Source organism: Nocardioides ginsengisegetis (assembly GCF_014138045.1).
Taxonomy (GTDB): domain Bacteria; phylum Actinomycetota; class Actinomycetes; order Propionibacteriales; family Nocardioidaceae; genus Nocardioides; species Nocardioides ginsengisegetis.
This window is the reverse complement of record NZ_JACGXA010000001.1, coordinates 82830-109352: the sequence shown is the minus strand read 5'-3', so window position 1 is coordinate 109352 and position 26523 is coordinate 82830. Positions and strand designations below refer to the sequence as shown.

Sequence of the window (26523 nt, the reverse complement as noted above, 5' to 3'; positions counted from 1 at the left end):
GCAAGCCTGCCAGCGAATCCCAGCAACGGAAGGGATTCCTCGCAAACTTCATGGGTGCGTAACGCGATCGCATCGGCCACCGGGTCGCCGATGTCGGGAACGTCCAGACCACTCGCAGCTCGTTGGCAGGGCCCTGACAGGTCAGCCGCGACGCAGATGCCTTCTAGGGTGGGCGCGTGCACGTCACGGAGATCGCGTCGGCCGCCGAAGCCGCAGACGGTACGTCGCCCCTCGATGAGGCGACGCTCCTGACGCTGGCCCACCACCCGGAGCGAGTCCGGACGTGGACGCGGGACGGCGGGTTCGCGCTGGTGATCGGCGACGAGCTGACCCTGGTCGTCCACCCGGACCACCGCAACCACCGCATCGGCACGGCCCTGCTCGACGACGTACTGGCGGACACCACGACAGCGCTCAGCGCCTGGTCCCACACCGACCACCCGGCCGCGGCGCGGCTGGCCCGAAGCCACGGCTTCGAGAACGTCCGCGCGCTGTGGGTGATGCGCCGCGACCTGACCGGCCCCCTGCCGGAGATGGACGTCCCCGACGGTATCGAGATCCGCGGCTTCCGTCCCGGCGACGAGGACGAGGTGGTGCGCGTCAACGCGGCGGCGTTCGTCGACCACCCCGAGCAGGGCGCGATGGACCGGGCCAACCTCGCGCAGCGGATGGCACAGCCGTGGTTCGACCCCGAGGGCCTCCTCCTCGCCACCAGGCAGGGCAATGACCACACGCTGCTCGGGCTGCACTGGACCAAGCACCACCCGGACGCCTTCGGCGAGGTGTACGTCGTGGGCATCGACCCGGCCGCGCAGGGCGGCGGGCTCGGCAAGGTGCTCACGCTGGCCGGCCTGCACCACCTGAAGCAGCGGGGCGCGACCGAGGTGATCCTCTACGTCGAGTCCGACAACGCCCCCGCGATCGCGGTCTACAGCCGCCTGGGTTTTGGTCATTCTGCGAGCGACACCCATGTGATGTACCGCCGCGCCCTTTAACATCAACCCCACGAGGTACCAACGGACTCGCTCATGAGTCCCCAGACCGGGCGGATCCGGGACAACCCGGAGTCGCAAGTCCGGGGCCCGTCAGGGGAGGGACCGAACGTGCGACGCAGTGTCGGGCGATACCTCGAGCGTGACCGGCCGATCACCGGGGACGCGACGTCGGGACGTGTGTCTTGTCTGTGTGGGCACACGCGCTGACGGATTCCAGGCAACCCGCTGGGCGAACCCCGCCAGCACGGTTACCTGCGAGGCCGGTGGGCGTCCACTGCGGTGGACGTCCACCGGTCGCCGCTGCTGATCCAGAAGGTGTCAGCCGCGGAGGTTGGGGCGCACGTGCAGGCCCACGTCGGGATCGACCAGGACCTCCTGGCCGGCCGGCAGCCCGTCGACCGACAGCTGCGCGGCCACGTCGACGTTGCGCTTGAGCATCGCCAGCGCGATCGGGCCGAGCTCGTGGTGCCGGGCGGAGGTGCCGACGAAGCCGACCGCCTTCTCCCCCAGCAGCACCTCGGAGCCGCGCACCGGCAGCCGGTTCTCCGACCCGTCGAGGTGCAGCAGCGTCAGCCGCCGCGGCGGCCGGCCCAGCGTGTGCACCCGCGCGACGGTCTCCTGACCGCGGTAACAGCCCTTGTCGAGGTGCACCGCCGACGGGATCCAGCCGGCCTCGTTGGGGATCGTGCGGTGGTCGGTGTCCAGGCCCAGGCGCGGCTCGCCGCGCGCGATCCGCAGCGCCTCGAAGGCCCAGAAGCCGCAGGCCGGACCGGCCGCCGCGGCGTACGACGCCAGCGACTCGCGCGGCACGAACTCGTAGGTGTGCGGGGCCGATGGGCGCCACATCACGGCCAGCGCGGGGGTCTCGTCGGTGACCTCGACGCGCATCATGAACTTCATCCGCTCGAGGAACGCGATGAGCACCGCGGCCGCGCCGGGCTCGGTGTGCGCGAGGAACGACTCGCCGTCGTCGTACCCGAAGAACGCGTGCTCGACGTGGCCCTGCGGCGACAGGATCAGCGCGCCGGTCCAGGTGTCGGGAGCCAGCGACGAGAGGTGCTGCGAGGTCAGCGAGTGCAGCCAGGTCAGCCGGTCGGGGCCGGCGATGCGGAGCACGTCGCGGTGGGAGAGGTCGACGAACCCCTCGCCGCGCTCGAGGGTGTGCTGCTCGCCGTAGAGCGAGCCGTAGTGCGCGGCCACGCCCGCGTCGATGCCCTCGGCCGCAACGGCGCCGGGCAGGTCAAGCAGGGGGCTGGGCATCAGTGGTGCACTCCTCGCAATGGCCGAACACGGTCAGGTGACCGACGTCCGCGACGAACCCGTGGTCCGCGCGGAGCCGCTCCAGGAACGGCGCGATCACATCTGGTCCAACCGAGACGACGCGGTGGCAATTCCGGCAGACGAGGTGGAAGTGCTCGTGGTCGGTGACCGAGTGGTACGTCGGAGCGCGGTCGGACAGGTGCGCGTGCCGGACCAGGCCGAGCTCCTCGAGCACCTCCAGCGTCCGGTAGACGGTGGAGACGTTGACCGCCGCGGAGTCCTCGCGCACCCGCGCCAGCACCTCGTCGGGGGTGGCGTGGCCGAGCTCGTTGACCGCGCGCAGGATCAGCTCGCGCTGCGGGGTCAGCCGCTTGCCGCTCCCCCGGAGCTTGTCGCGGAAGTCCTCCTCGGCCACGACGATCAGCCTCGCTGCAGACGAGCCCAGGTGTGCGGCTGGAGGGCCTCGCCCATGGCGGCCATGTCGTAGGCGTAGAGCAGGTCGCCCTCGACGTTGCCGTAGAGGCGCTTGCCGGCGACGTACTCCTTGGCGGTCTCGGTGCGGACCACCGCGTCGGTGGTCAGGTCGAGCTTCCCGCCCTCGGCCGTGCCGTAGTAGATCTCCACGAAACCGGTGTTGTGGGTCAGCAGCAGCTCCACCTTGCCCTCGGGGCGGCAGCGCAGGAAGCCGGTCTCGATCGCGCCGTCACGGACCTTCTCGCCGGCCTCGTCGATGATCCACGCGCGCGCCATGTAGTGGAAGAACGGCCGCCCGTCGTGGGTGAAGATGAGCTCCTGGCTGAACTGGTAGGGCTCGATCGTCGGGTAGTCGCCGTGCCCGTTGCCCCGCCAGGTGCCGAGCAGCCAGGCCGCAGGTCCGCAGTCGGGGTGCAGGTTCTCGGGAAGCTCGAAAGGCATGCCCGCCAGTCTAGGGACGTTCGGGCCTGGGGATGCCTAGGGTGGGCCCATGCCCCGTCCCCTCGTCATCAAGGTCACCTGCGGCGACGAGGACGCCGAGCGCTGCAACCAGGCGTTCACCGTCGCCGCGACCGCCGCGGCCGCCGGCGCCGAGGTCTCCCTCTGGCTCACCGGCGAGGCGGCCTGGCTGGGGGTCCCGGGCCGCGCCGAGGCCTTCGCGCTCCCGCTGGCCACCCCGCTCGCCGAGCTCCGCGACGTCGTCCTGCAGACGGGGACGCTCACCGTCTGCACCCAGTGCGCCGGCCGCCGCGGCATCGGGCCCGACGACGTCCTGGAGGGGGTGCGGGTCGCCGGGGCCGCGGTGTTCGCGGAGGAGATCCTCCGGCCGGACGCGCAGGCGTTGGTGTACTAGTCCGGCCCCATCCCGTCCCGCCGAAGATCTTCCCGTCGACCGCGAATCGGTCTAGTCTCACTCAGCCCGCCCCGGAGGCAACGTCCGGAGGCCGGGCCCAGACGCAGGGACAGGCGCCAGGGAGCCCCGTGGGGGGATGCTCCTCCGGCACCGCGGGGATCTCGGGCCCCACCCCTGCGGCGGTCGGTCGCGATCAGTCCAGGGCCGACAGGATCGCGTCGGCCAGCGCCCGCGCGCCAGCCTCGGTCGGGTGCACGCCGTCCCACGACAGCCCCTCGAGCCACTCCCCGGTCGGCCCGGTCAGCCCCGCCACCGGCACGTACGTCGCTCCCGTGTCCGCAGCGACCTGCTCGGCGGCCGCGGCCAGCGGCGCGACCGACCGGCCCCAGACCGCACCGATCGGCGGCGGCCCGATGATCCACACCCGGGCGCCGGCGTCCCGCGCGGCCTCGGCCATCCGCCGCAGGCTCTCCACCGACACCTCCAGCGGCAGCTGACGGAGCACGTCGTTGGTGCCGCCCATGATCACCACGGCCTCCGGCCGGCGGGCGAGCACGTCGCGCTCGAAGCGCTCCTCCATCTCGCCCAGGGTCTGGCCGGGCACGGCAACGTCCGCCTCGAACCGCCACGGCGACCGCGGGCCGCTCACTGCCCAGCGCACCCACGACCCCTCGCCGGGCGTCCCGGTCACCGACGTCGAGTCCGCCCACGTGATCGAGTCCCCCATGAACACCGTCTCCACGGGCCCCTCCTGCTCGTCGTCCGTCCCTCCCGGCCACCACGTGACCGCCGCCAGCACGCCCACGACGACGACCGCCACGGCTGTGGCCAGGGTGACCAGCGTGGCGCGGTTCGACGTACGAGAATGCACGTCGTCACACAACCACCCGGAAGATGCCGTGGTACGGCGGACACCCATTACGCTCGGACCCGACATGAACGCGGCTGCCTCCACTCCCCCCGACGACGCCTCGGGCCGACGCTGGCGTCGGCGCCCCGACGTCCAGGTCGCCGAGTCCCCCGAGCAGGCCCACAAGCGCGCCGCCGAGGCCGTCGCGGCCGCCGATCGCGCCACCAAGCTCCGGCAGGCTGCCGAGCTCGCCGCCGCCGAGCAGGCCGCCGAGCGCCTCGTCGCCGAGGAGTCCGCCGCCCGGGCCGCGGCCGCCCGCGAGCAGGCCGACCGCGCGGCGCACGAGCACGCCGCCCTCGCCGAGCAGGCCCACCGGGCCCGGACCGAGGCCGAGCAGGCTGCCGCCAAGCACGCCGCCGAGCTCGCCCGCGCCGAGCAGGCCGCCGGCGACGCCACCCTGCGCCGGCAGGACGCCGAGGCCGCCGCCCTCAAGCAGACCGAGGCCGCCACGTCGTCGGAGGCCTACCGGGTCGCCGCCGAGGAGGCCGCTGCCTACCAGGCCGCCCAGCGCAAGGCCGCCGAAGAGGCCGCCGAGGCCCAGGCCGTCCTCGCCGACACCGCCCACACCGGCCGCACGTTCGCCGAGCAGGCCGCCCGCGAAGCCGCCGAGCAGGCCGCCCAGGCCCACGCCAACCGCAAGGCCGCCGAGCGCGCCGCCACCGAGCAGGCCGAGGCCGCCCAGGCCGCCCACGACGACCGGCTCGCCGCCGAGGCCCGCGCCCAGGAGCTGGCCGACGCGGCCGGGCTCGCCGCCGCGGAGTACGAAGCCGCGTGGCGTCGCGCCATCGAGGCCCGCGAGGCGGCCGAGCAGGCCGCCGCCGACCAGGCCGAGGCCCGCGCCGCGGCCGAGGGCATCGCCGCCGAGCAGGCCGCCGCCCGTGCCCGCGCCGAGGAGAAGGTCCAGCAGCACACCGACATCGCCCTGGCCGCCGCCGAGGCGCGTACGTCGGCCGAGGAGCTGGCCCGCCAGCACGCGGACCTCGCGCGGCAGGCCCACCAGGAGCGCACCGCGGCGGAGTCCGCCGCCCACGAGCACGCCGCCGCCGCCGGCCAGGCCGCAGCCGCCGAGGAGGCCGCCCATCGGGCCGCCGCCGAGCTCGCCGACGCCGCCCGGGTCGCCCACGAGGCCCGCGAGGCCGCCGACCGCACCACCCAGGAGCACGCCGAGGCCGCCCGCGCTGCCCACGAGGCCCGCACCGCCGCCGAGCAGGCCGCCGCCACCCAGGCCGCGGCCCGCGAGGCCGCCGAGCTCACCGCCCTCGAGCACGCCGAGGCCGCGATCGCCGCCCACGAGGCCCGCACCGCCGCCGAGGACGCCAGCCGCGCCCAGGCCGCGCTGGCCGAGCAGGCCCACCTCGACCGCACCGCCGCCGAGGACGCCGCCCGCGAGGCCGTCACCGTTGCCGACGCCGCTGCGACCGCCCAGGCCGCCGCCCAGCGCGCCGCCGAGGAGCTCGCCGAGCAGGCCCGCCAGGCGCACGCCGGACGGGTCACCGCCGACCGGGCCGCCGCCGAGCACGCCGAGGCCCGACGGGTCGCCGAGGAGTCGGCCGCCGAGGCGCAGCAGCGCCGCGAGGCCGCCGAGTTCGACGCCCGCGAGCACGCCAAGCTGGCCGGCCAGGCCGCCGGCGAGCGGCACTCCGCCGAGGCCCGGCTCGCCGAGGCGCTCCAGGAGCTCACCGCCGCCCAGAACGCCCGGGCCGCCGCCGAGCACGCCGCCGCCGAGCAGGCCAGGGCACGCGCCGAGGCCGAGGAGGCCGTGGCCGAGCGGGCCTACGAGCGCAGTGCCGTCGAGGCCGCCGTACGCCGTCAGGCCGAGGTCGCCGAGGAGGCGATGCGCGAGCGGGCGATCGCCGAGGAGCGCGCCCGCGACCTGGCCGCCGCGCTCGCCGAGACCCGCACGCTGCTCATGGACGAGATGACGCTGCGCCGGCGCTGGTGGCAGCGGCCCCAGCCCGTGGTGCTGCCACCGCTCCCCGCCGACCACGCCGACATCGACTCGACCCCGCCCGGTCCGGCGCCCGACCTCGACCTGCTCCCCGACGCCGGCCGGCACGCCTCGGGCGCCGCCGCGGTCGTGACGCCGGGCGAGGGCACCGAGGTGATCACCTTCGGCCCGCCGCGCGGGGTGCTGCTCACCTCGAGCGTCCTCGTGGGCGGCGCAGTGGTGCTCGCCCTGCTCAGCGCCCTGTCGACGATCGGCGCGATGCCCGGCTGGCTGGCCTGGCCCGCCGCCGTGCTCGTCTTCGTGCTGCTGGTCGGCGCCTGGATCGCACGGCCGCCGACCTCGCACGTGCGGATCGACCGCGGCCTCGTCGACATCGTCGACGGCGGCCACCACCACCGCTTCGACCTCCGCAACGACCGGACCGAGCTCGCGATGGCCGGTGCGCCGGGCGAGAAGGAGTGGAAGGTCGAGTTCCTGCGCCGCAACCTCGCGCCCGTCAGCGTCGACGCGCGGATGGTCGACTCGGTGGCGTTCACCGAGGCGCTGCGGTCGTGGCGCCCCGGTCTCTGACGATCCCGTTCGGCGCGGGCCTCGAAATCTGACGTTCTGCCCCCACGCCTCTCGCCGACCCCTTAACCTCCCAACGTTTGCACGGGGAAACGGGGGTTTCAGTGCGTGGTTCTGGGTGCCGCGATGCCTGCCGTCGACGCGTGTCCGCGACGTTGTGGCTCCGTGCCGCCACGCTGGTCGCGCTCATGCTCGGCACCCTCGGCCTGACGCCGGCGGGCGTCGCCGCCACGACCCCGACCGTCGGGACCTCCGGTACGGCCACGGACACCTCCTGTGCGCAGGTCATCGTCTACGTCGTTCGCGGGTCGGGCGAGGCCCCGCAACCCGGGGATGCTGACGGCCTCGACGACCCGGGCAGCTACGCCGACACGTGGGACGCCTTCGACCCGGTGGACCCCGACACCGGAGGGTCGAGCATCGACGCCGGGGACCTGTTGGACCTCACCAGCGAGGGCAAGCCGACCGTGCCGACCCGGACACCCTTCCTCTACGACCTCGTCGAGAAGATCCACGAGCGCGTGGGCGGCCAGGTTCGCCTGAGCTGGAGCCCGGTTCGCTACCGCGCCATCCCGGCGACGATCAAGGAGGCGCCGCTGTGGCTGATCGGCGGGTACGGGGCTTCGGTCTCGTCAGGGGTCCGCCAACTCCACCACGACCTCGAGCGTCAGTGGGAACTGTGTGGAACCCGTACGCGCTACGTCCTCGCCGGCTACTCCCAGGGCGCGGATGTGGTCACGTCGTACCTGCGCGGCAGGATCGTCACCCAGACGGTCGGCACCGCTGTCACCAGGGCCTTCCTCGCCCCCTCGGCCAAGATCGCAGGACAGATCGCCGCTGTTGCACTGATCGCCGACCCCAACCACGACCCCCAGGACGCGGAGTCCTACTCGGACGTCGACAAGCGTCTCGCCCAGACACGAGGGCTGAAGGGCATCTTCCGCGGGGTGCCGCGAACCCTGGCGGGCATCACCGACTCGTTCTGCATCGCCGGTGACCTCGTCTGCGGACAAGGGACCATCCCTTCCGATTCCTCGCGCGGGATTCCCATCCACAGCTCCGCCTACCGCGACTTCGTCCGCCACCCCGTCTCGTGTGCGGTCGGCGATGAGACGATCTCGGACGAGTCGGCCATCACCTGCATGGCGGACCGGGTCGTCTGGCGTCTGGGCGTGCGGAACCTGGTGCTGCACCCGCCGGGCGAGGCCGAATCCGCGCCCGGCCTCGCCGGGCGAGACGTCGCCTTCTTCATCGACACCACCGGTTCCATGTCCGACGACATCGACGCCGCGCGCAGGTTTGCCGAGAACCAGGCCGGCCGGATCGTGGCCCTGGACGGCCGCGTCGCCCTGGTGCAGTACCGCGACTCCGTCGACACGACCCCGGTCGAGATCGTGACTCCCTTCACCTCGGACATGGCGCAGTTCCAGGACGGCCTGTCCACGCTCTATGCCGACGGCGGCGGCGACGACCCGGAGGGGCTGCTCCACGCCCTCATGACCGGGATGAACCAGCTGAGTTGGCAGTACGGCGCCTCCAAGGCAGCGGTGATCCTGACCGACGCCGATTTCCACGAGCCGGACCTGACCGGCGGAGAGACGATCGCGCAGGTCGAGCGTCGCTCGCTCCAGATCGACCCGATCAACATCTTCCCTGTCGTCGACGGCGGGCGAGGCTACTTCGAGCTCGCCCGGCGTACCTCGGGGCAGGTCATCCTCAACCACGACGGCCGCACGGAGGAGGCGCTCGGGACCGCCCTCGACACCATCGCGGATCGCCCCACCGCCCTGCTCACCAACGGCACGTACGTCGCGGCCGCCGGCCGCAGCATCCACTTCGACGCATCGGCGTCGAGTGCCGTGGTCGGGAGCATCCGGGAGTTCCGCTGGGACTTCGACGGTGACGGCACCACCGACGACGTGACGACGTCGCCCACCGTCGACCACACCTACCCGCCCGGCTACTCCGGCCTCATGCAGGTCCTCGTCGTGGACGACCAGGGCCGAGGAAGCAACGCGTCCGCTGCAGTCCTGGTCGACGAGACGCCGGTGCCGGGCCTCGTTCCCCGCGTGCCGGGCGCCACGTCGATGACCGCCGACGCGAGGATCGCCGACGACCACGTCAGGCTCGCGGTCAGCTGGAGCAGCGGCGCGGCCGAGCCCGAGCGCTGGGTCGTCAGCGTCGACGGGGACCCCGTCGACGTCCTGCCCGGCAGCGCGCGCGAAACGCACGACGAGGTGCTCTTCCAGAAGGATCCGTGGCGCGTCACGGTCACCCCGATGGACGCCGATGGCAACTACGGGCCGAGCGTGAGCGCCCGGCTCGCCCCGTTGACGGCCCTGCCGGCGTGGTACGCCCGCCCTCTTGTCTGGAGCTCGGCCGGCGGCGGCTTCGCGATCGCCCTCGTCCTGCTGCTGTGGCTCCCGCGCCGAGGCCGCCCTTTGGTGGGTCCCCAGATGGAGGTGCCGTGATCGCCGCCTACTGCACCTCCTGTGCCGCACCGCTCCAGCCGCCCGGACGGTTCTGCGGCCGATGCGGGTCCGCCGTGGTCACGGTTCCCCGTCCGACTCCGAACCCGGTGGTGGCCCAGCCGCCTGCCTCCGCACCACGCAGCGGCCACACCAGCCGCGGAACAGGGCGTCGCGTGGCGGCCGTGAGCGTGGCCCTGATGGTCGCGATCCTGGCCGGCTGGGTCGCGCACTACGTCCCGGCCGGTGACACGCGAGCCCACGCAACGGGAACGGCCGGCGAAGACCCGACGGCCACGACGGACGCTGCCGCGGACGCCGGTCCGTCCGGGGCGGCCGCGCCTGGCGATGCTGCGACCACGTCGTTCGTCACGTCGTGCGGGAAGCTGCTCGACGTCGTGCCCACCCGGGCGGTCGCGCACGACACGGCCGTCCAGGTGACTCTCGAGCTCCATCCGGTGTGCCCCACGGGCGAGTGGATCGAATCCCGGGCCTTCCACGTGGTCCTGAGCGACGCGACCGGCGCCGAGCTCGCGTCGGGCAGCTTCGACCTGACCGACCAGCCTGTCCTGAGTCCCGGCTTCGGGGATCCGGCGTCCGAGGTCGTGGCGCGCTTCGGCCGCGGCACGGCGTGGGCGTCACCGGACGCCCTCGCAGCAGCCATTGCCGACGGGACCGTCGTCGTGGCCTGCGAAGCCGGCGACGGCATGACGGGCACCCCGGTCCCGGCCGGCGATGTCACCGGCGCGGTCCGTCGCACCGTCGAGGCCTCCGCGCCGGCCCCCGCAGCGGGCCGCAGCCGGGAGGAGACCGCGCTCGCGGCTCTCCGTCGTCAGGCGAGGGTCGACGACCCGAGCGTGTCCCTGCTCGAGGGGGCGTGGGTCCCCCAGCTCTCCTCCAAGAGGTCCGGGACGTACGACCACCACGACGCTCACGCCTACTCCCTGGCCGACATCTACCAGCAGTTCCTCAGCCTGCGCCTGCGCTTCCCCAACGTCCGCCTGCTCAACAGCAGCGACTGGGGCTCCTACACGCTGCGCGGCTACTGGGTCGTCATCGCGGGCGTCCCCTACACCCGGCCGAACCAGCCCAACGGCTGGTGCAGCGTTCGCCGCATCCCTCCTTCCCAGTGCTTCGCCAAGCGACTCGTCCGCTACGGCAACCCGGACGGCGCCACCCGGCACCGCGCCTGACCCGTCACCCATTCTGAGAGGTCTCCTGTGAGTTACTGCGGCCATTGCGGCACCCAAGTCTTCGAGGGCCAGCGCTTCTGCTCCGGCTGTGCGGCTCCGGTGGCGGGCGCGCCCTCTCCCACCGTCGCCACCGCCGTGGCGCCGCCTCCTCCCTCCGCGCCCGCGCCCGCGCCCGAGGGGGACACGACCCGGGTGCGCCCGATGATGACGCCGCCCGCACCCCAGTGGGCCGCGCAGCCACAGCCGGCCACGACGCCGACGACGACCCCCACGGAGCCCGTGGCCAGCCCGGGAGACCCGGCCGCCACGCTGGGCCGCGCCGTCGGTTTCCTCCTGCGTGGCAACTGGGCCGGCGCCATCCTCGTTGCCGCCGCCACGGTCGGCACGGCAGGAGTGCTGTCCACGATCCTCACTCTGGTGTGGAAGCCGAAGGACTTCGGCCTGGACAACACCCTGACCGTGATTGCGACGCTGCTGGCCAACAGCTTCGGGGCCGACGCGCTCGCGACCTCCGAGATGAAGCGTGCCCACGGAAGCGTCACGATCGGCGCGTGGCCGCTGACCGTGACGATCATGACGCTGACGGTGGCCGTCCTCGTCTGGCGACGCATCAACCGGCGCAACACCAGCGCCCTCCAGGCACTCACGGACGCCGCGCGCACCGGACTGGTCGCTGCGTTGCCCGTGACGGCCTTCTCGATCGTGTTCCGGTCGGACAACGGCGACCTCGGCCCCTCCTGGGCCGGCGACTTCGCCGATGAATTCTTCCGCGTGACGTGGGGCGCCTCCGCCCTCAGCGCCTTCATCATGACCTTCGTGACCGTCACGGTCGTGCTCGCTGCCTCCGTCGTGATGCGCAAGGACTGGCTCCCCGCGCGGGTGAGCCGGCTGCACGACTGGGTGGCACCGCCCCTGGCCGGCTTCGCGGCCATGACGATCGCCCTCCCCGTCGCAGGCCTCATCGGCGTTCTCGCGATCCTGCTCGTCGGCGACAGCCAGTACACCGACACCTCGACACTCAACACCGACGAGTGGATGAGCCTCGTCGCCAGTGCCGTGACCTATCTCGGCAACGCCGGACTGGCTCTCGTCTCCCTGGGAACCATGGGCAAGCTCGGCGTCAGCGGCAGCTACCACGCCAGCTGGGGCGGTCGTCATCCGTCCGACAGCTACGACGTCAGCCACGGCCTGCACTGGTTCACCAGCACCTGGGGCGAGCCCGGCCTCTGGATCGCCGTCGTCGTCACCCCGCTGTGGCTCGCACTCGGCGCCACGGTCGCGATCCGCCGTGCCCGACGCATCCGCGAGACGGCGCTCGCCCACCAGCAGTACGCCGACCAGTACCCCGGCCACTTCACCCCGCAGCCCACGTCGGCGGTGAGCCCTGTCTATCTGGTCTCGGCGCTGGCGGCCTGGGTGGCCACCCTGCTCGTGACCGCGCCGATGCTCGCCCACCTGGCGGCCGGTCACGGCAATGTGTCGCTGCACGGAGACCTGGGCTTCCTCTTCTACGAGAGCGGCCGCGCGACGGTGACGGCCTCGGGGACCCTGGGGCCGGTGGGCTTCGCGTCCACGACAGTGCTGATCACGATGTACGGCGCCGTGATCGCCCTGCTGGTCGCGCTGGTCTTCGGGGCGCTCACCACCCAGCAACTGCGCCAGCGCGCCACGGCGTTCGCGGCCAGCGCCCAGGAGTACCCCGGCCCGCAGGCGCCCCACACGGCCCGACAGCCGTACGTTCCGCCCACCCGCGGCGAGGCGCCGTCGATGTACGGGCAGCCTTCAGGTGCGCCGGCGACGCCGCCTCCGTACCCGCCAGCGACGACGGACCACGGTCCGCGGGCCTGAGTGGGTTTGACGATGACCAGCTCGCTCGCCTGCAGCCGCTGCGGCAACTCCGTCGCGGACCTGCCGTTCTGTACCTCCTGCGGCACACCGCGTGACGTGACGCCGCGGCCCGACCCGCCGGTGGGCGAGAGCCCGTGCTCCGGCTGTGGAGCGCCGTCCTCCGGGACGATGTTCTGCACGCGCTGTGGAACACCCTCCGGGGCTCCCTCGCTGGCCGGCGACCGGCCGCCGCCGTTCGTGCCGGGCTCCGCTTCACGCGGGGCCGGCCGCACGGCGGTGGTGGTCGCGGTGGCCCTGCTGGTCGTGCTGGCCGGGGCCGGTGGCGCAGCCGCTCTGCTGCACCATCGCTCTGCCACCTCCGCCAGCGCCAGCGCGCCCGCAGGCGACACGACGTCCATCGCTCCTGCCGAGCCCACGTCGCAGGCGAGCTCCGACACGGCGTCGGCCTCGGAAGCATCGGCGCCGCCTGCCTCGACCACTCCCCCGCCGCCTCGGTTCCGGTGCTGGGACGGCACGTCGACAGCGAGACTCGAGGCGTGCGGTTCGCCCTACGCCGCGGCCACCACGACAGCGTCGCTCGCCGGCCTCAACTGGGTCTTCCTCGACCGCGGGCCCCGCCTCGAGGCAGCCGGCGCGACCTGTGTCGACATTCCGCTGGGCCAGCGCGTGCTGCACCGCCAGTGCACCTTCGACATGGCCGGGAGCAAGGTGTGCATGAACTGGTCCCAGTTCACCTCAGCGGCGGCAGCGATGTCGGACTACCTGCACCTCGGACCACCCGAGCGACGCCCCAGCGGCGGCGCGACCCTGGCCACCTGGTCGCCGACGTACGTGGGCAGCCACGGCTGTCTCGGACTCGGTTACAAGGCCGCTTCGATGGTCGACGGGCAACGTTGGGGCGTGACCGCGTATGGCAGCGACCCCGGAGTGGCCAGCGCGGCCCTCGCCCGGTTCGGGGAGTTCCGTCCGATGGCCCAGTGGCGCGGGGTGCGCCACTGACCCGGCGGGCGCTCAGGCCAGCGCGGCCTTGAGCTTGGCCGCGACCTCCCCCATGCACGCCCGCGACGTCCGGCCGACGCCGACGATGTTGAAGAAGCCGTGGATCTGGTCGGGGAACCGCTTGAGCTCCACGCTCACGCCCGCGTCGGCCAGCTTGCGGGCGTAGGCCTCGCCCTCGTCGCGCAGCGGGTCGAAGCCGGCGGTCACGACGTAGGCGGGCGCGAGGCCAGGGTCGAGGTCGGCGTACGCCATCGACAGCCGCGGCTCGGTCAGTGACGTCTCGCCGACGTACGCGTCGTTGGCGAGGTCCATGTAGGCCTTGGTGAGGTAGAAGCCCTCGGAGAACAGCCGCGCCGACTCGGTGTCGCGGACCATGTCGGTCGCCGGGTAGATCAGCAGCTGGAAGGCCAGCGGCAGCCCCTCGCGCCGGGCCTCGATCGCCACCGACGCGGCCAGGTTGCCGCCGGCCGAGTCGCCGCCCACGGCGAGGCGGTCGGGGTCGGCGCCGAGGCCGGCCGCGTTCTTGACCGCCCAGCGGTAGGCGTCGATCGCGTCGTCGTGCGCGGCCGGGAAGGGCGACTCCGGCGCGAGCCGGTAGTCGACGGCGAGGATGCGGCAGCCGCTGCGCTCGGCCAGGAACCGGCAGCCCGCGTCGTGGGAGTCGAGGTCGCCGAAGACGAACCCACCGCCGTGGAAGAAGACCAGCAGCGGCCCGGGCGTCGGCGCGTCCGTGGGGACGTACAGGCGGCCCGGCCGGTCGCCGACCGGGACGTCGCGGACCGCGCCGATGCGCTGGCTGCCCCCGGCCGCGCTCGCGTGCCGGACCGTTGCGGCCCGGCCCTCGGCCAGCGGCAGCGTCTCGGCGCCGCTCTCGCCGGCCAGCTTCTGCAGCCGGAGCGCCAGCTGGGTGTCGGTGGCCAGGGTCTGCCCGTCCCGGACCACGGGCCGGCCGGCCAGAACCCGCTGGACCCGCTCCGGCAGGCCGAGGGTCGCCCTCAGCAGGGGACCCTGGACGCGGTGGTTGACGGCGGTGAGCTTCTCCTGGATGGCCACGCGGCAAATCTACCCGCGAGTAGGGCTCAGGCGGGCTCGAGTCTCGCCACGAACACGCGCCGGCCGGCCGGCAGCATCTCGGCCGCCACCAGCAGGCGTACGTCGATCTCCGAGCCGTCCTTGCGCAGCACCGGGACCGTGACCCAGCGGTCGAGCAGCGGGGCCCGGCCGTTGGCGAGGTGGAGCGTGAAGCCGGCGACGTGGGCCTGGCGGAAACGGGCCGGGATGATCGTCACGAGCCGGCGGCCGACCAGCTCCTCGGGTCCGGCGTACCCCAGCAGCTCGAGCGCCGACGGGCTGGCCGCGATCAACCGGTTGGTGTCGTCGGCGGCCATCACCGCCAGCGCGGAGCCGCTGACCTCGTCGGAGGTCCAGCCCAGCGGGATACGGGCCGCGGGTGCGGGCGCCGAGGTCGGGACGTCGGACCACGGGATCGGCGCCTCGCCGATCGCCTGACGCTGGATCTCCCCACAGATCCAGTGGCGGAACGCCTGGACCTCGGGCTGGGTCGGCGGGGTGAGCAGGAAGCCCGCCTCGGCCATCCCCACGGCGGCCTCGAGCGTCTCGTCGAGCACCCGGAAGTGGTCGACGATCTCGGCCGGGACGTGCAACACCTCGCGGTCGCTGGAGACGAACGGCTCGACAGCGCTGACCATCAGCTCGTCGGCGTCCTCACCGACGTTCGGGGTCGGGAGGTTCTCCTGGAGGAACGACATCGCCTCACTGGCGAGCGCGTGCGCCCACAGCTCGTCGGTGTTGGAGCCGGCGCCGATGCGGATCAGCAGCAGCTCGCGGAGCAGCGCGTCGGCGTGCTGCTGCCACACGGTGTGCAGCAGGAGCGGCACGTTGAGCAGCTCGACGTCGAGGGGACGCGGCAGCGAGCCGCCCGGCGCGACCACCCGACCTGACTGGTCGTCCTCGAGGTCGGCGACGTCCCAGTCGCCGAGGTCCGGCTCGTGGTCGCCGTTCTCCAGCTCGAACCAGACCACCTTGCCGACGCCGCGCGGGGTGGTGCCCCACCGGTCGACCATCGAGGAGACGAGGCGCAGGCCGCGGCCGGTGCCTGCGGTGACCGGGTGGTGTCGGGGCAGGGGCGCGTGCGGGCTCGCGTCGCCCACCTCGACCCGCAGCACGTCACCCTCGACCCAGGCGGCGATCTCCAGGCCGGACCCGACGTGCACCAGCGCGTTGGTGACCAGCTCGCTCACGAGCAGCTCGGCGGTCTCCACGAGGTCCTCGCGACCGGCCGCCCGCAGCACGTCGCGGACGTACTGCCGTGCCTCGCGCACGCTCGAGGGGTGCGGCTCGAGGACACGACGAACCCCCACCCCACCGTTGCCCACACTCCGTTTTGTACAGCATCCGGGACCCCTCCGACAGCCACCCCGCGTGTTCACCTCCCGATGCCACACTGGACCCATGACTCCGGAGACCGTGCCGAGCCCCGTCGTGACCCCGCCCGACGACCACGCCACGGACGAGACCTTCGACGTCGAGCCGCCCTACGTCCCCGACGACGAGTCCCTCGAGGCCGTCCAGAAGTACGACGACCGCTTCCTCGACCGTGAGCTGTCCTGGCTGCACTTCAACCAGCGTGTGCTGGAGCTTGCGGAGGATCCGACCCTGCCGCTGCTCGAGCGGGTCCGCTACCTCGCGATCTTCAGCAACAACCTCGACGAGTTCTTCATGGTGCGCGTGGCCGGCCTCAAGCGCCGGATCGCGGCCGGCGTCGCCGTACGCGCCGCGTCGGGCCTGCTGCCCCGCGAGGTGCTCGAACAGATCTGGACCACCACCCGCGACCTGATGGAGCGGCACGCCCTGCTCTTCCGCGAGGTGATCGTGCCGGAGCTGACCGCCGAGGGCATCGAGCTGGCTCGGTGGGACGAGCTGGACCGCGAGGAGCAGAAGTACTGCAAGCGGCTCTTCCGCGACCGCGTCTTCCCGGTGCTGACGCCACTGGCCGTCGACCCGGCGCACCCGTTCCCCTACATCTCGGGGCTCTCGCTCAACATGGCCGTCGTCGTACGCAACCCGAAGACGGAGAAGGAGCACTTCGCCCGGGTGAAGGTCCCGCCGATCTTCGCCCGCTTCGTGCCGCTCGGCAACCAGCGGTTCGTGCCGCTCGAGGACGTCATCCGCGAGCACCTCAAGCGGCTGTTCCCGGGCATGGAGGTGGGCGACGTCCACAGCTTCCGGGTCACCCGCAACGAGGACCTCGAGGTCGAGGAGGACGACGCCGAGAACCTCCTCGCCGCCCTGGAGAAGGAGCTGCTGCGGCGCCGCTTCGGCCCGCCGGTGCGGCTCGAGGTCGAGGAGACGATCTCGCCGCAGGTGCTCGACCTGCTGATCTCCGAGCTCGGCGTGACCGCCGACGAGGTGTTCCGAGTGCCGGGGCTGCTGGACCTGCGCGGTCTGCACGACATCGCCGACCTGGACCGCGAGGAGCTGAAGTACCCCGCGTTCGTGCCGACCACCCACTCCCGGCTGGCGGAGGTCGAGTCCGCCGCACCGGTCGACATCTTCAAGTCCACGCGCCGCCGCGACGTGCTGCTGCACCACCCCTACGACTCGTTCGCGACGTCGGTGCAGCGGTTCATCGAGCAGGCCGCGGCCGACCCGCACGTCCTGGCGATCAAGCAGACGCTCTACCGCACCTCCGGTGACAGCCCGATCATCGACGCCCTCGTCGACGCGGCCGAGTCCGGCAAGCAGGTGCTGGTGATCGTGGAGATCAAGGCGCGCTTCGACGAGCAGGCCAACATCCGCTGGGCGCGCAAGCTCGAGCAGGCCGGCTGCCACGTCGTCTACGGCCTGGTCGGGCTGAAGACCCACTGCAAGCTCGCGCTGGTGGTGCGCGACGAGCCCGACGGCATCCGCCGCTACGCCCACATCGGCACCGGCAACTACAACTCCAAGACCGCGCGGCTCTACGAGGACCTCGGGCTGCTCACCACCGACGCGAAGATCACCGACGACATCGCCCACCTGTTCAACAACCTCTCCGGGTGGTCGCGGAACGCCTCCTACCAGGAGCTGCTGGTCGCGCCGGACTCCGTGCGCACCGGGCTGGTCGACCAGATCCACCGCGAGATCCAGCACCACGAGGCCGGCCGCGCGGCGGGGATCCGGATCAAGGCCAACTCCGTCGTCGACGAGGCCGTCATCGACGCCCTCTACCTCGCCTCGCAGGCGGGGGTGAGAGTGCAGCTGATCGTGCGGGGCATCTGCTCGCTGCGACCCGGGGTGCTGGGGCTGTCGGAGAACATCGAGGTGCGCTCGGTCCTGGGCCGGTTCCTCGAGCACAGCCGGGTGTTCTGGTTCGAGAACGGCGGCGAGCCCTCGGCGTGGATCGGGTCGGCGGACATGATGCACCGCAACCTCGACCGGCGGGTCGAGGTGCTGGTGCGGCTGCCCGGCGAGGACAACCTGCGGGCCATCGCACGGCTGCTCGACCTGTCCTTCTCGCCCGACACGAGCGCGTGGCTGCTCGGTCCCGACGGGGAATGGGTCCGCAACGGGGGCGCCGTACACCTGCAGGAGGCGCTGATCGAACACCAGCGCAAGTGGCGCAGCCAGGCCGCCCGGGAGCTGGCCAACGGGAGCTGAGCGCGGCCTCACACCGGCGAGGGTTGCGTGTGCGCGCTCGCGACCCCCTAGCATGATGGCCGTTCTGCTTCTCCTCACCAGGAGTTTTCCGTGGGTTTGCGATTCCGTCCGGTCGACACCACCTTCTACGACCTCTTCACCGAATCAGCTCGTCACCTCGTCGTGGGTGCCGAGCTGCTCGCTGAGATGCTCAGCGACTCCTCCGACCGCGAGGACGTCGCCCGCCGCATGCGGGAGGCCGAGCACCAGGCCGACGAGACGATGCACGCGATCGTCCGGCGCGTGAACACCACCTTCGTCACGCCGTTCGACCGCGAGGACATCTACCACCTCGCGTCCGGCCTCGACGACGTCATGGACCTCATGGACGAGGTCGTCGACATGATCCTGCTCTACGAGGTGAAGGTCCTCCCGGCCGAGCTCTCCGCGCAGGTCGAGGTCATCCAGCGCTGCGCCGACATCACCGCCGCGGCCATGCCGCAGCTGCAGTCGATGCAGTCGATGGACGAGTACTGGATCGAGATCAACCGCCTCGAGAACGCCGGCGACAAGAACCACCGCCGTACCCTCGCCAACCTCTTCTCCGGGGAGTTCAAGGCGATGGAGGTGCTGAAGCTCAAGGACATCGTCGAGTCGCTCGAGGGCGCCATCGACGCGTTCGAGAAGGTCGCCAACACGGTGGAGCAGATCGCCGTCAAGGAGTCCTGAGCGTGGATCTCGCGATCGTCATCGCGGTCGTCGGCATCGCTCTCGCCTTCGACTACACCAACGGCTTCCACGACGCCGCCAACGCCATCGCCACCTCGGTCTCGACCCGGGCACTCACGCCGCGCATCGCGCTGCTGCTCGCGGCGGTGATGAACTTCGTGGGCGCGCTGCTCGGCCAGGAGGTCGCGCACACCGTCTCCGACACGATCGGGGGCGTCGCGGCCCGGCACGGGCTCGTGATCGTGATGTCCGCCCTCCTCGGCGCCATCATCTGGAACCTCATCACGTGGTACTTCGGCCTGCCGTCGTCCTCCTCGCACGCCCTCATCGGCGGCCTGGTCGGGGCGGCGCTCGTCGGCGGCGCCACGGTCAACTGGCAGACCATCCTCGACAAGGTCGTCATCCCGATGGTGGCCTCGCCGGTCTTCGGCTTCATCGCGGCGTTCATCGTGATGCTGTCGATCATGTGGATCTTCCGGAAGCGCAACCCCCACAAGGTCTTCCGCGGCTTCCGGATGATGCAGACGCTCTCCGCCGCGGCCCTGGCCCTCGGCCACGGCCTGCAGGACGCCCAGAAGACGATGGGCGTGATCGTGCTGGCACTCGGGGCGTACCACACGATCGAGGACCCGTCGTACGTCACCTCCGACGCCCTCCCCCTCTGGGTGGTCATCGCGGCCGCGTCCGCCATCTCGCTCGGCACCTACTCCGGCGGCTGGCGCATCATGCGCACCCTCGGCCGCCGGATCATCCACCTCGACCCCGCCCGCGGCTTCTCCGCCGAGGCCGTCGGCGCGTCGGTGCTCTACACGACCGCCTTCGCCTTCCAGGCCCCCATCTCCACCACCCACGTGATCACGTCCTCGATCATGGGCGCCGGCGCCACCAAGCGCTTCTCGGCCGTCCGCTGGGGCATGGCCCGCTCGATCGTCACCGCCTGGGTCCTCACCTTCCCCATGGCCGGTCTGGCCGCCGCCGCCTGTTACGGCGTGCTGCACCTCGTCATTCCTTCCTGAGGGTCGGCTGGGATAGTCCGGCACGTTTCTGTTGTTCGGCACGCCCGTGACCAACAGAAACGTGCCGGACTACCCCGCCAGCGGGCCCCTCAGACGGTTCCGGTGGGCGAGCAACCGACGATCGCGACCGATGAGCGCTCGGCGGGCGGCCACGGTGGTGGTGTCGATCCACCACCCGGGCGGTTCGAGCGTCCACCGCCGCGCTCCCTCCGGGAGGTTCCGGGCACGGCGATACGCCCCGAGCAGTCGTCGCACGAACTGTGAGGGATCGCGACGGTCCGCCGCCACCATGACGGCGCCCTCCAGCCCCACCGAGCGAAACAGCTCCAGGCGGTCGAGGTCAGGTGCGCGTCGGTCCTCGACGAGGTGGACATGGCCGTCGTACTCGCCGTACACCCCCGCGACAGGATCCAGCAGGTCGGGAGTCCCCAAGTGCCGACCCGCGAGGTCGAAGACGGGCACGTTGCACAGCGGACGCGGCCGGCACGCGTCCAGGATCCACACCAGGCGCATCAGTGTCTCCATCGGCGACCAGCTGTTCTCCTCGGCGAGCGCCAGCGCGGCACGGAGCTGGGGGACGCCGGTCCAGCTCGCGAGCGAGCGGGCGTAGGCCCGGACCTCCTCGATCGAGACGACGTCGTGGTACGCCGCCATCTCCAGGACGACGACGGCGAGCCGGAGGGTGGCCGCGTACCTCATCTCGTAGCAGGTCGAGCGCACTGCTGAGGTGATGCGCAGTCCGTCGAGCTCGGTGAGGTCTTCCGGAGCGAGCTTCTCCTCGCACGGGTGGATGCCCTTCTGCGCCCGGACGTTGCACGGGCCGATGGCAAGGTGGACGTCGTCCCGACCGGCGCCACCGTCGAACCAGGTCGCTCCGAGCCACCGAAGTGCGGCCCAGCCCGTGACTCCGCCGTACTCGGGAAGCACGGCAGCAGCCTCGACGATCCGTTGCTCGGGCTGGATCAGCTCCAGGTCAGCGGGCAGGTAGAAGCCACTACTCGTACGCCGCCACCTGCTCCACCTGACCGCCTCCGGAGTCGGTCCGGCGCGTCCGCAGGCGTCGATCCGCAGCGGGGCGTAGATGCCCGGCCGCCGCGGGTGAAACGTCGAGGGCGTGAAGGATCGGTCCATGGGATGGACCTACCCGGATCGACGACCCCGCTCGTCGGCTATCCACAGGCCCCCGAAACGGCGATAGTCCGGCACGTTTCTGTTGTTCCACGTGCGGCGAATTCAACCGGTGGATGCAACAGCGTGCGGATCTGTGGGTTGTGAGAGTAGTTCGTCGAGAGCTTCGGCGGGGGTCTTGAACCCGAGTCGCTTGCGGGGTCGGCTGTTCAGTTTTCGGGCCACGTGCTCGAGGTAGTCGGGGCCGAAGAGGGAGAGGTCGGCGCCCTTGGGGAAGTACTGGCGCAGCAGCCCGTTGGTGTTCTCGTTGGTGCCGCGTTGCCAGGGCGAGTGCGGGTCGCAGAAGTAGATCTCCAGGTCGGTGGCGGCGGCGATCCGGACGTGGCTGGCCATCTCGCGGCCCTGGTCCCAGGTCAGGGTCTGCCGCAGCGTCTCGGGCAGCCGGCTCATCGCCTCGATCATCGCAGCGGCGACGGTGTCTGCGCCGTGGTTCTCCGGCAGGTGCAGCAGCATGGTGAACCCGGTGGCGCGCTCCACCAGGGTCCCGATCGCGGACCGGGAGCTGGCCCCCACGATCAGGTCGCCCTCCCAGTGGCCGGGCACGGCTCGGTCCTCGACCTCGGGCGGACGCTCGCTGATGTTGACCATGTCCGGGATCTTGCTGCCCCCGCGTTGCCCGACCGGTCGACGTGGCTTGCGCAACACCCGGCCGGTGCGTAGCCGTTTGTGCAGGTCCCGGCGCAGTTCGCCGCGTCCCTGGACGAACAGCGCCTGGTAGATCGGCTCGTGGCTCACCTGCATGTCCTCATCGTCGGGGAAGTCGATCTTCAGCCGTGCCGCGATCTGCTCGGGGCTGTGCTCCTCCTCCAACCGACGAGCCACCTCCGCGGCCAGGGCAGGGTTGCCGGCCAGCTTCGTGGTCTTGGGTCGACTCGCTCGCCGGTCCGCCGCGGCCTGCGCGACCGTGGCACGGTACTTGGGCCGCCGGTCGGGAAAGTAGGTGCTGCCGGCTGCCAGCTCCCGCCCGATGGTCGAGCGATGCACACCGACCTCGCGGGCGATCTCAGCCTTGGACATCCCCTCCGACCAGAAGGCGGCAATGTCCTCGCGTTGCTCCAGCGTCAACCGGGGGCGAACAGACCCGGGCTCTTGGCGTGAGGGACACACCCCGCCACGCTCACGGAACCATGCCTGCCCGCAGTTGACCGACACACCGGCGGCTCGCGCGGCCTCCCCGATCAGCAGGCCGGCCCGGATCCCATCCCAGAACCGTGACCGGACCTCGCGGCAATATCCCGGACGGCCCATCTGCAACACCCCTCAAGCCGTGGTGTTGCATCCACCCCTTGAGCCCAAGTGCTCGAGAACAACAGAAACGTGCCGGACTATCCCGACAACACCACCCTCAGCCGAACCGCCCCGAGATGTACGCCTCGGTCGACTCCTGGTCGGGGTTGGTGAACATCTTCTTGGTCGGGTTGAACTCCACCAGGTGACCCGGCTGTCCAGCCGCCTTCAGGTTGAAGAAGCCGGTGTCGTCGGAGACCCGCGCGGCCTGCTGCATGTTGTGGGTGACGATCACGATCGTGTAGTCGGACTTCAGGTCGTGGATCAGGTCCTCGATCGCCGACGTCGAGATCGGGTCGAGCGCCGAACACGGCTCGTCCATGAGCAGCACCTGCGGCTCGACGGCGATCGCGCGGGCGATGCAGAGTCGCTGCTGCTGACCACCGGACAGGCCCATGCCGGGCTTGCCGAGGCGGTCCTTGACCTCGTTCCAGAGGTTGGCGGCGGTCAGCGAGCGCTCGACGATCGCGTCGGCCTCGGCCTTCTTGATCTTCTTGGCGTTCAGCCGGTTGCCCGCGAGCACGTTGTCGTAGATCGACATCGTGGGGAACGGGTTGGGCCGCTGGAAGACCATGCCGATCTGGCGGCGCACGGCGACCGGGTCGATCGAGGCGTCGTACAGCGACTGCCCGTCGACCATGATCTTGCCCTCGACGCGCGCGCCGGGGATCACCTCGTGCATGCGGTTCAGCGACCGCAGCATGGTCGACTTGCCGCAGCCCGAGGGGCCGATGAACGCGGTCACCGACCGCGCCTTGATGGTCATGTTGACACCCTCGACGGCCTTGAAGTCGCCGTAGTAGATGTCGAGGTCCGATACATCGATGCTCTTGGCCATGGTCTGGCTCAGCCTTTCTGGGTCAGCCCTTGGAGGGGGCGAAGATCTTGCCGATGAGGCGGGCCAGCAGGTTCAGCACCATCACGAGCACGATGAGGACGAGTGCCGCCCCCCATGCTCGCGCAATGCCCGGCGCCTCGCCATGGCTGCCGAAGGGCACCACGCCCGGCTGGGTGAACTGGTAGTAGATGAACACCGGCAGCGTCGTCATCCGCTCGTGGAACAGGTTGGTGTTGGTCGAGTCCGACAGGCCGGCGATCACCAGCAGCGGCGCCGTCTCGCCGATCACCCGGGCGACCGCGAGCGTCACGCCGGTGATGATGCCGCCGAGCGCCGTGCGCAGCACGACGCGCGTGATCGTCCGCCACTTCGGTACGCCGAGGGCGTACGACGCCTCGCGCAGGTCGTCCGGCACGAGCCGCAGCATCTCCTCGGTGGAGCGCACCACGATCGGGATCATCAGCAGCGACAGCGCGACCGAGCCGCCGAAGCCCAGACGCGTCTCGGGGCCGAACAGCAGCACGAACAGCGCCAGCGCGAAGAGGCCGGCCACGATCGAGGGGATGCCGGTCATCACGTCGACGAGGAACGTCATGAGGCGTGCCAGGGTCTTGCCCTTGCCGTACTCGACCAGGTAGATCGCGGCGAAGATGCCGATCGGCACCGAGATGACAGCAGCCGCAGCGGTGATGAGCAACGTCCCGAGCAGCGCGTGGTAGATGCCACCGCCGTCACCGAGGATGTTGCGCATCGAGTAGGTCAGGAACTCCACGTTGATGCGGGGCCCGCCGATGCGCGCGACGGTCCACAGCAGCCACACGAGCGGGATCAGGGCGACCGCGAAGGCGGCCCAGATCAGGGTCGTCATCAGCCGGTCGACCGCGGAGCGGCGGTTCTCGACCAGGCCGGACCACAGCGGGAGACCCACGGCGAAGAGGAGCACCGCCAGCAGCAGCCAGGGCACGAGGCCCCAGCCGAGGATCATCGCGGGCAGGCCGGCGGCGGCGATCGCGAGGACCGCCACCAGGATCGGCGCCCAGCGGGGCAGCCGCGGCTGGGAGAGCGCGAGCGACGGGCCGTTGGCCATCGCGAGCTGGGTCTCGCTCATCGGGCCATCCTCCGTTCGTTGCGGCCCACGATCCAGCGGGCGGCGAAGTTCACCGCGAACGTCACGGCGAACAGCACGAGCCCGGTCGCGATCAGGACGTGCAGCTTGGCGGGCGTGGCCTCGGCGAAGCTCGTCGCGATGTTGGAGGCGACCGTCGCGGAGTTGGTGTTCGAGATGATGTTCAGGGTCGCGACGGGCGAGGCCGAGAGCACCATCGCCACGGCCATCGTCTCGCCGAGCGCACGACCGAGACCGAGCATCACGGCCGAGACCATGCCGGAGCGGGCGTAGGGGAAGACCGCGAGGCGGATCGCCTCCCACCGGGTGGCGCCCAGCGCGAGGGCGGCCTCCTCGTGGAGCCGCGGCGTCTGCGCGAAGACCTCGCGCGAGATCGCGGTGATGATCGGCAGGACCATGATCGCGAGCACGATGGCGGCGGTGAACATGGTGCGGCCGGTGACCGAGGCGGGCCCCTTGAAGAGCGGGATGAACCCGAGGTGGTCAGCGAGCCAGGCGTGCGCCGGGACGATGTACTTGCCGAGGGTGCGCCCGCCCCACAGTCCGTAGACCACCGACGGCACCGCCGCGAGCAGGTCGATGACGTACGCCACGGGGACGGCGATCCGGCGCGGTGCGTAGTGCGAGATGAACAGCGCGATGCCGAAGGCGAACGGCACGGCGATCACCAGCGCCAGGACGGCGGCCAGCACGGTGCCGAACACGAGCGGCGCGGTGTAGCTGAGGAACGAGTCGTGCGGCGCGTAGGTGCCGGAGGTCTCGTTGAGGCCGGGGATGCCCTCGATCGCGAGGAAGACCACGACACCGGCCAGCGCCGCGAGGATCACCAGTCCGGCGCCGCGCGCCGTACCGGCGAAGAGGGCGTCGCCGCGCCGGCGGTTGCCGGTCTGGATCGCCGGCGACGCCTCCGGATCCTTCAGGGTGGGAGTGGCTGACACGGGTGCTCCTGTGATCTCACTCGGAATGCCGGAAGCGGCGGGCCGAGTTTTCGGCCCGCCGCATCCGATGATGCAGTGTTTCGGACGTTACTTGACGGCGATCTTGTCGACGATCGCTGCGGCTTCCTGCTGCAGCTTGCTGTCGAGCGGCGCCGAGCCGGCCTGCGTCGCCGCGGCCTGCTGGCCCTCGGTCGACACGGCGTAGGACAGGTAGCCCTTGACCAGGTCGGCGTCGGACTGCGTGTCGTAGTGCTGGCAGGCGATGAGGTACGACGTGAGCATCAGCGGGTAGGCGCCCGCGTCGGTGTCCTTGCGGTCCACCTCGATGGCCATGTCGGTGTCGGCCCGGCCCGAGACGCGCGGCGAGTTCGCCAGCACCTGGGCGGCACCCTCGGCGGACGGGGCGTTGTAGCTGTCCCCGACCTTGATCGAGGCGACGCCGAGGTCACCGGCCTGGCTCTCGTCGGCGTAGCCGATGGTGCCGTCGCCGGCCTTGACCGCGGCCACCAGGCCGGAGGTGCCGTCGCCGGCCTCGCCGCCCTTGATCGGCCAGATGCTGTCGGCCGGGTAGGTCCACTTGCCCTCGGCAGCCTGCTCGAGGTAGTCGGTGAAGTTGTTCGTGGTGCCCGAGTCGTCCGAGCGGTGCACGGGCGTGATCGTGGTGCTCGGCAGCTTCGCGTCGGGGTTCTGGTCGGCGATGGCCGGGTCGTTCCACTTGGTGATCTTGCCGGCGAAGATCTCGGCGATCGTCGGCGCGTCGAGCTGGAGGTTGTCGACGCCCTGGACGTTGTAGACCACGGCGATCGGGGACACGTACGCGGGGACCTCGATCGGGTCCTCGCCGCCGCACGCCTCCTTGGCCTTGTCGAGCTCGCCCTCGTCGGTGCTGAGCGCCGAGTCGGAGCCGGCGAACTTGTAGGCGCCGTTGATGAAGTTCTCGCGACCCGTGCCGGAGCCGACCGGGTCGTAGTTCACGGTGGCGCCGCTGTTGGCGCCCTGGAAGCCAGCCTTCCACGCAGCCTGCGCGGACTCCTGGGCGGACGAGCCGCCACCGTTCAGGGTGCCGCTCACCGAGCCACTCGAGCTGCTGTCGGTGCTGGACGACTCGTTGCCGGCGCCACAGGCGGACAGGGCCAGCGTGAGGGCAGCGATCCCGGGCACGATTGCCCGGCGGACGGAAGTGCTCTTCACTTCGTAACTCCTGATGTCTGGGGTGATGACATCAAGGACGCTAGGCAGCGCAGATGG

Annotated in this window: 22 protein-coding genes; 10 read left to right on the top strand and 12 right to left on the bottom strand. The window is 71.6% G+C overall.

The features are described from left to right. The first annotated feature begins 176 nt into the window (after nucleotides 1-176). Nucleotides 177-995, top strand: coding sequence for a mycothiol synthase (gene mshD, locus FB382_RS00515; protein ID WP_182535855.1), 819 nt, complete (start codon nucleotides 177-179; stop codon nucleotides 993-995). Nucleotides 996-1313: 318 nt separating this feature from the next. Here mshD and ygfZ read toward each other — a convergent pair whose 3' ends face one another. Genes ygfZ through FB382_RS00500 form a run of 3 tightly spaced genes read right to left on the bottom strand, consistent with a single transcriptional unit; the run spans nucleotide 1314 to nucleotide 3170 of the window. Then, complete coding sequence (ygfZ, locus tag FB382_RS00510) at nucleotides 1314-2255, bottom strand: CAF17-like 4Fe-4S cluster assembly/insertion protein YgfZ (protein WP_182535853.1); 942 nt, start codon at nucleotides 2253-2255, stop codon at nucleotides 1314-1316. Beyond that, a complete protein-coding gene (locus FB382_RS00505) occupies nucleotides 2236-2670 on the bottom strand; it encodes a transcriptional repressor (protein ID WP_182535851.1) in 435 nt (144 codons plus the stop codon). The genes ygfZ and FB382_RS00505 overlap by 20 nt, the downstream gene beginning before the upstream one ends. Before the next feature lie 5 nt (nucleotides 2671-2675). After that, on the bottom strand, nucleotides 2676-3170 hold the full coding sequence (locus tag FB382_RS00500) for a heme-binding beta-barrel domain-containing protein (protein WP_182535849.1): 495 nt from the start codon (nucleotides 3168-3170) through the stop codon (nucleotides 2676-2678). A 49-nt stretch (nucleotides 3171-3219) separates the two neighbouring features. On the opposite strand from FB382_RS00500, the gene FB382_RS00495 reads away from it, so the two are divergent. Then, nucleotides 3220-3582: a DsrE family protein gene (locus FB382_RS00495; RefSeq protein WP_182535847.1), complete on the top strand. Its 363-nt coding sequence runs from the start codon at nucleotides 3220-3222 to the stop codon at nucleotides 3580-3582. A gap of 193 nt (nucleotides 3583-3775) precedes the next feature. Here FB382_RS00495 and FB382_RS00490 read toward each other — a convergent pair whose 3' ends face one another. Further along, nucleotides 3776-4453, bottom strand: a complete 678-nt coding sequence (locus tag FB382_RS00490) for a GDSL-type esterase/lipase family protein (protein WP_182535845.1) — start codon at nucleotides 4451-4453, stop codon at nucleotides 3776-3778. Nucleotides 4454-4517: 64 nt separating this feature from the next. On the opposite strand from FB382_RS00490, the gene FB382_RS00485 reads away from it, so the two are divergent. The 5 genes from FB382_RS00485 to FB382_RS00465 all read left to right on the top strand — a co-directional run bounded on the left by FB382_RS00485 (nucleotide 4518) and on the right by FB382_RS00465 (nucleotide 13515). Further along, on the top strand, nucleotides 4518-7010 hold the full coding sequence (locus FB382_RS00485) for a coiled-coil domain-containing protein (RefSeq protein WP_182535843.1): 2493 nt from the start codon (nucleotides 4518-4520) through the stop codon (nucleotides 7008-7010). A 140-nt stretch (nucleotides 7011-7150) separates the two neighbouring features. Continuing rightward, nucleotides 7151-9478: a cutinase family protein gene (locus FB382_RS00480; RefSeq protein ID WP_182535841.1), complete on the top strand. Its 2328-nt coding sequence runs from the start codon at nucleotides 7151-7153 to the stop codon at nucleotides 9476-9478. A 182-nt stretch (nucleotides 9479-9660) separates the two neighbouring features. Then, nucleotides 9661-10668, top strand: coding sequence for a hypothetical protein (locus FB382_RS00475; protein WP_182535839.1), 1008 nt, complete (start codon nucleotides 9661-9663; stop codon nucleotides 10666-10668). 201 nt (nucleotides 10669-10869) lie between these two features. Continuing rightward, nucleotides 10870-12516: a hypothetical protein gene (locus tag FB382_RS00470; protein ID WP_182535837.1), complete on the top strand. Its 1647-nt coding sequence runs from the start codon at nucleotides 10870-10872 to the stop codon at nucleotides 12514-12516. Nucleotides 12517-12528: 12 nt separating this feature from the next. After that, the gene (locus tag FB382_RS00465; RefSeq protein ID WP_182535835.1) at nucleotides 12529-13515 is read left to right on the top strand and encodes a hypothetical protein; all 987 of its coding nucleotides are present in this window, start codon (nucleotides 12529-12531) and stop codon (nucleotides 13513-13515) included. Nucleotides 13516-13527: 12 nt separating this feature from the next. Here FB382_RS00465 and FB382_RS00460 read toward each other — a convergent pair whose 3' ends face one another. Together FB382_RS00460 and FB382_RS00455 are read right to left on the bottom strand one after the other, a co-directional pair. Further along, entirely contained in the window at nucleotides 13528-14568 is a 1041-nt protein-coding gene (locus FB382_RS00460) for an alpha/beta hydrolase (RefSeq protein WP_343055430.1), read from the bottom strand. Between the two features lie 26 nt (nucleotides 14569-14594). Continuing rightward, nucleotides 14595-15989: a PAS domain S-box protein gene (locus tag FB382_RS00455; protein ID WP_246377067.1), complete on the bottom strand. Its 1395-nt coding sequence runs from the start codon at nucleotides 15987-15989 to the stop codon at nucleotides 14595-14597. Between FB382_RS00455 and FB382_RS00450 the strand changes: the two genes are divergently transcribed. The 3 genes from FB382_RS00450 (at nucleotide 15988) to FB382_RS00440 (ending at nucleotide 19898) form a co-directional block, all read left to right on the top strand. Beyond that, the gene (locus FB382_RS00450; protein ID WP_182535831.1) at nucleotides 15988-18174 is read left to right on the top strand and encodes an RNA degradosome polyphosphate kinase; all 2187 of its coding nucleotides are present in this window, start codon (nucleotides 15988-15990) and stop codon (nucleotides 18172-18174) included. The two genes, FB382_RS00455 and FB382_RS00450, sit on opposite strands and share 2 nt — an antisense overlap. Nucleotides 18175-18264: 90 nt before the next feature. Beyond that, nucleotides 18265-18882 carry a DUF47 domain-containing protein gene (locus FB382_RS00445; RefSeq protein ID WP_125037429.1) on the top strand — a complete coding sequence of 206 codons (618 nt, stop codon included), beginning with the start codon at nucleotides 18265-18267 and terminating at the stop codon, nucleotides 18880-18882. A 2-nt stretch (nucleotides 18883-18884) separates the two neighbouring features. Then, complete coding sequence (locus FB382_RS00440; protein ID WP_182535829.1) at nucleotides 18885-19898, top strand: inorganic phosphate transporter; 1014 nt, start codon at nucleotides 18885-18887, stop codon at nucleotides 19896-19898. A 69-nt stretch (nucleotides 19899-19967) separates the two neighbouring features. Here the strand turns inward: FB382_RS00440 and FB382_RS00435 are convergent, their stop codons facing one another. The 6 genes from FB382_RS00435 to FB382_RS00410 form a co-directional block, all read right to left on the bottom strand. After that, a complete protein-coding gene (locus FB382_RS00435; protein ID WP_182535827.1) occupies nucleotides 19968-21029 on the bottom strand; it encodes a hypothetical protein in 1062 nt (353 codons plus the stop codon). A 102-nt stretch (nucleotides 21030-21131) separates the two neighbouring features. Further along, a complete protein-coding gene (locus tag FB382_RS00430) occupies nucleotides 21132-22334 on the bottom strand; it encodes an IS30 family transposase (protein ID WP_220481207.1) in 1203 nt (400 codons plus the stop codon). Nucleotides 22335-22431: 97 nt separating this feature from the next. Further along, a complete protein-coding gene (pstB, locus tag FB382_RS00425) occupies nucleotides 22432-23211 on the bottom strand; it encodes a phosphate ABC transporter ATP-binding protein PstB (RefSeq protein WP_182535823.1) in 780 nt (259 codons plus the stop codon). Nucleotides 23212-23233: 22 nt separating this feature from the next. Beyond that, complete coding sequence (pstA, locus tag FB382_RS00420; protein ID WP_182535821.1) at nucleotides 23234-24319, bottom strand: phosphate ABC transporter permease PstA; 1086 nt, start codon at nucleotides 24317-24319, stop codon at nucleotides 23234-23236. Continuing rightward, entirely contained in the window at nucleotides 24316-25275 is a 960-nt protein-coding gene (pstC, locus tag FB382_RS00415) for a phosphate ABC transporter permease subunit PstC (protein WP_343055429.1), read from the bottom strand. Before pstC ends, pstA begins: the two co-directional genes overlap by 4 nt. A gap of 87 nt (nucleotides 25276-25362) precedes the next feature. Then, nucleotides 25363-26466, bottom strand: a complete 1104-nt coding sequence (locus FB382_RS00410) for a substrate-binding domain-containing protein (protein WP_182535819.1) — start codon at nucleotides 26464-26466, stop codon at nucleotides 25363-25365. Nucleotides 26467-26523 lie beyond the last annotated feature (57 nt).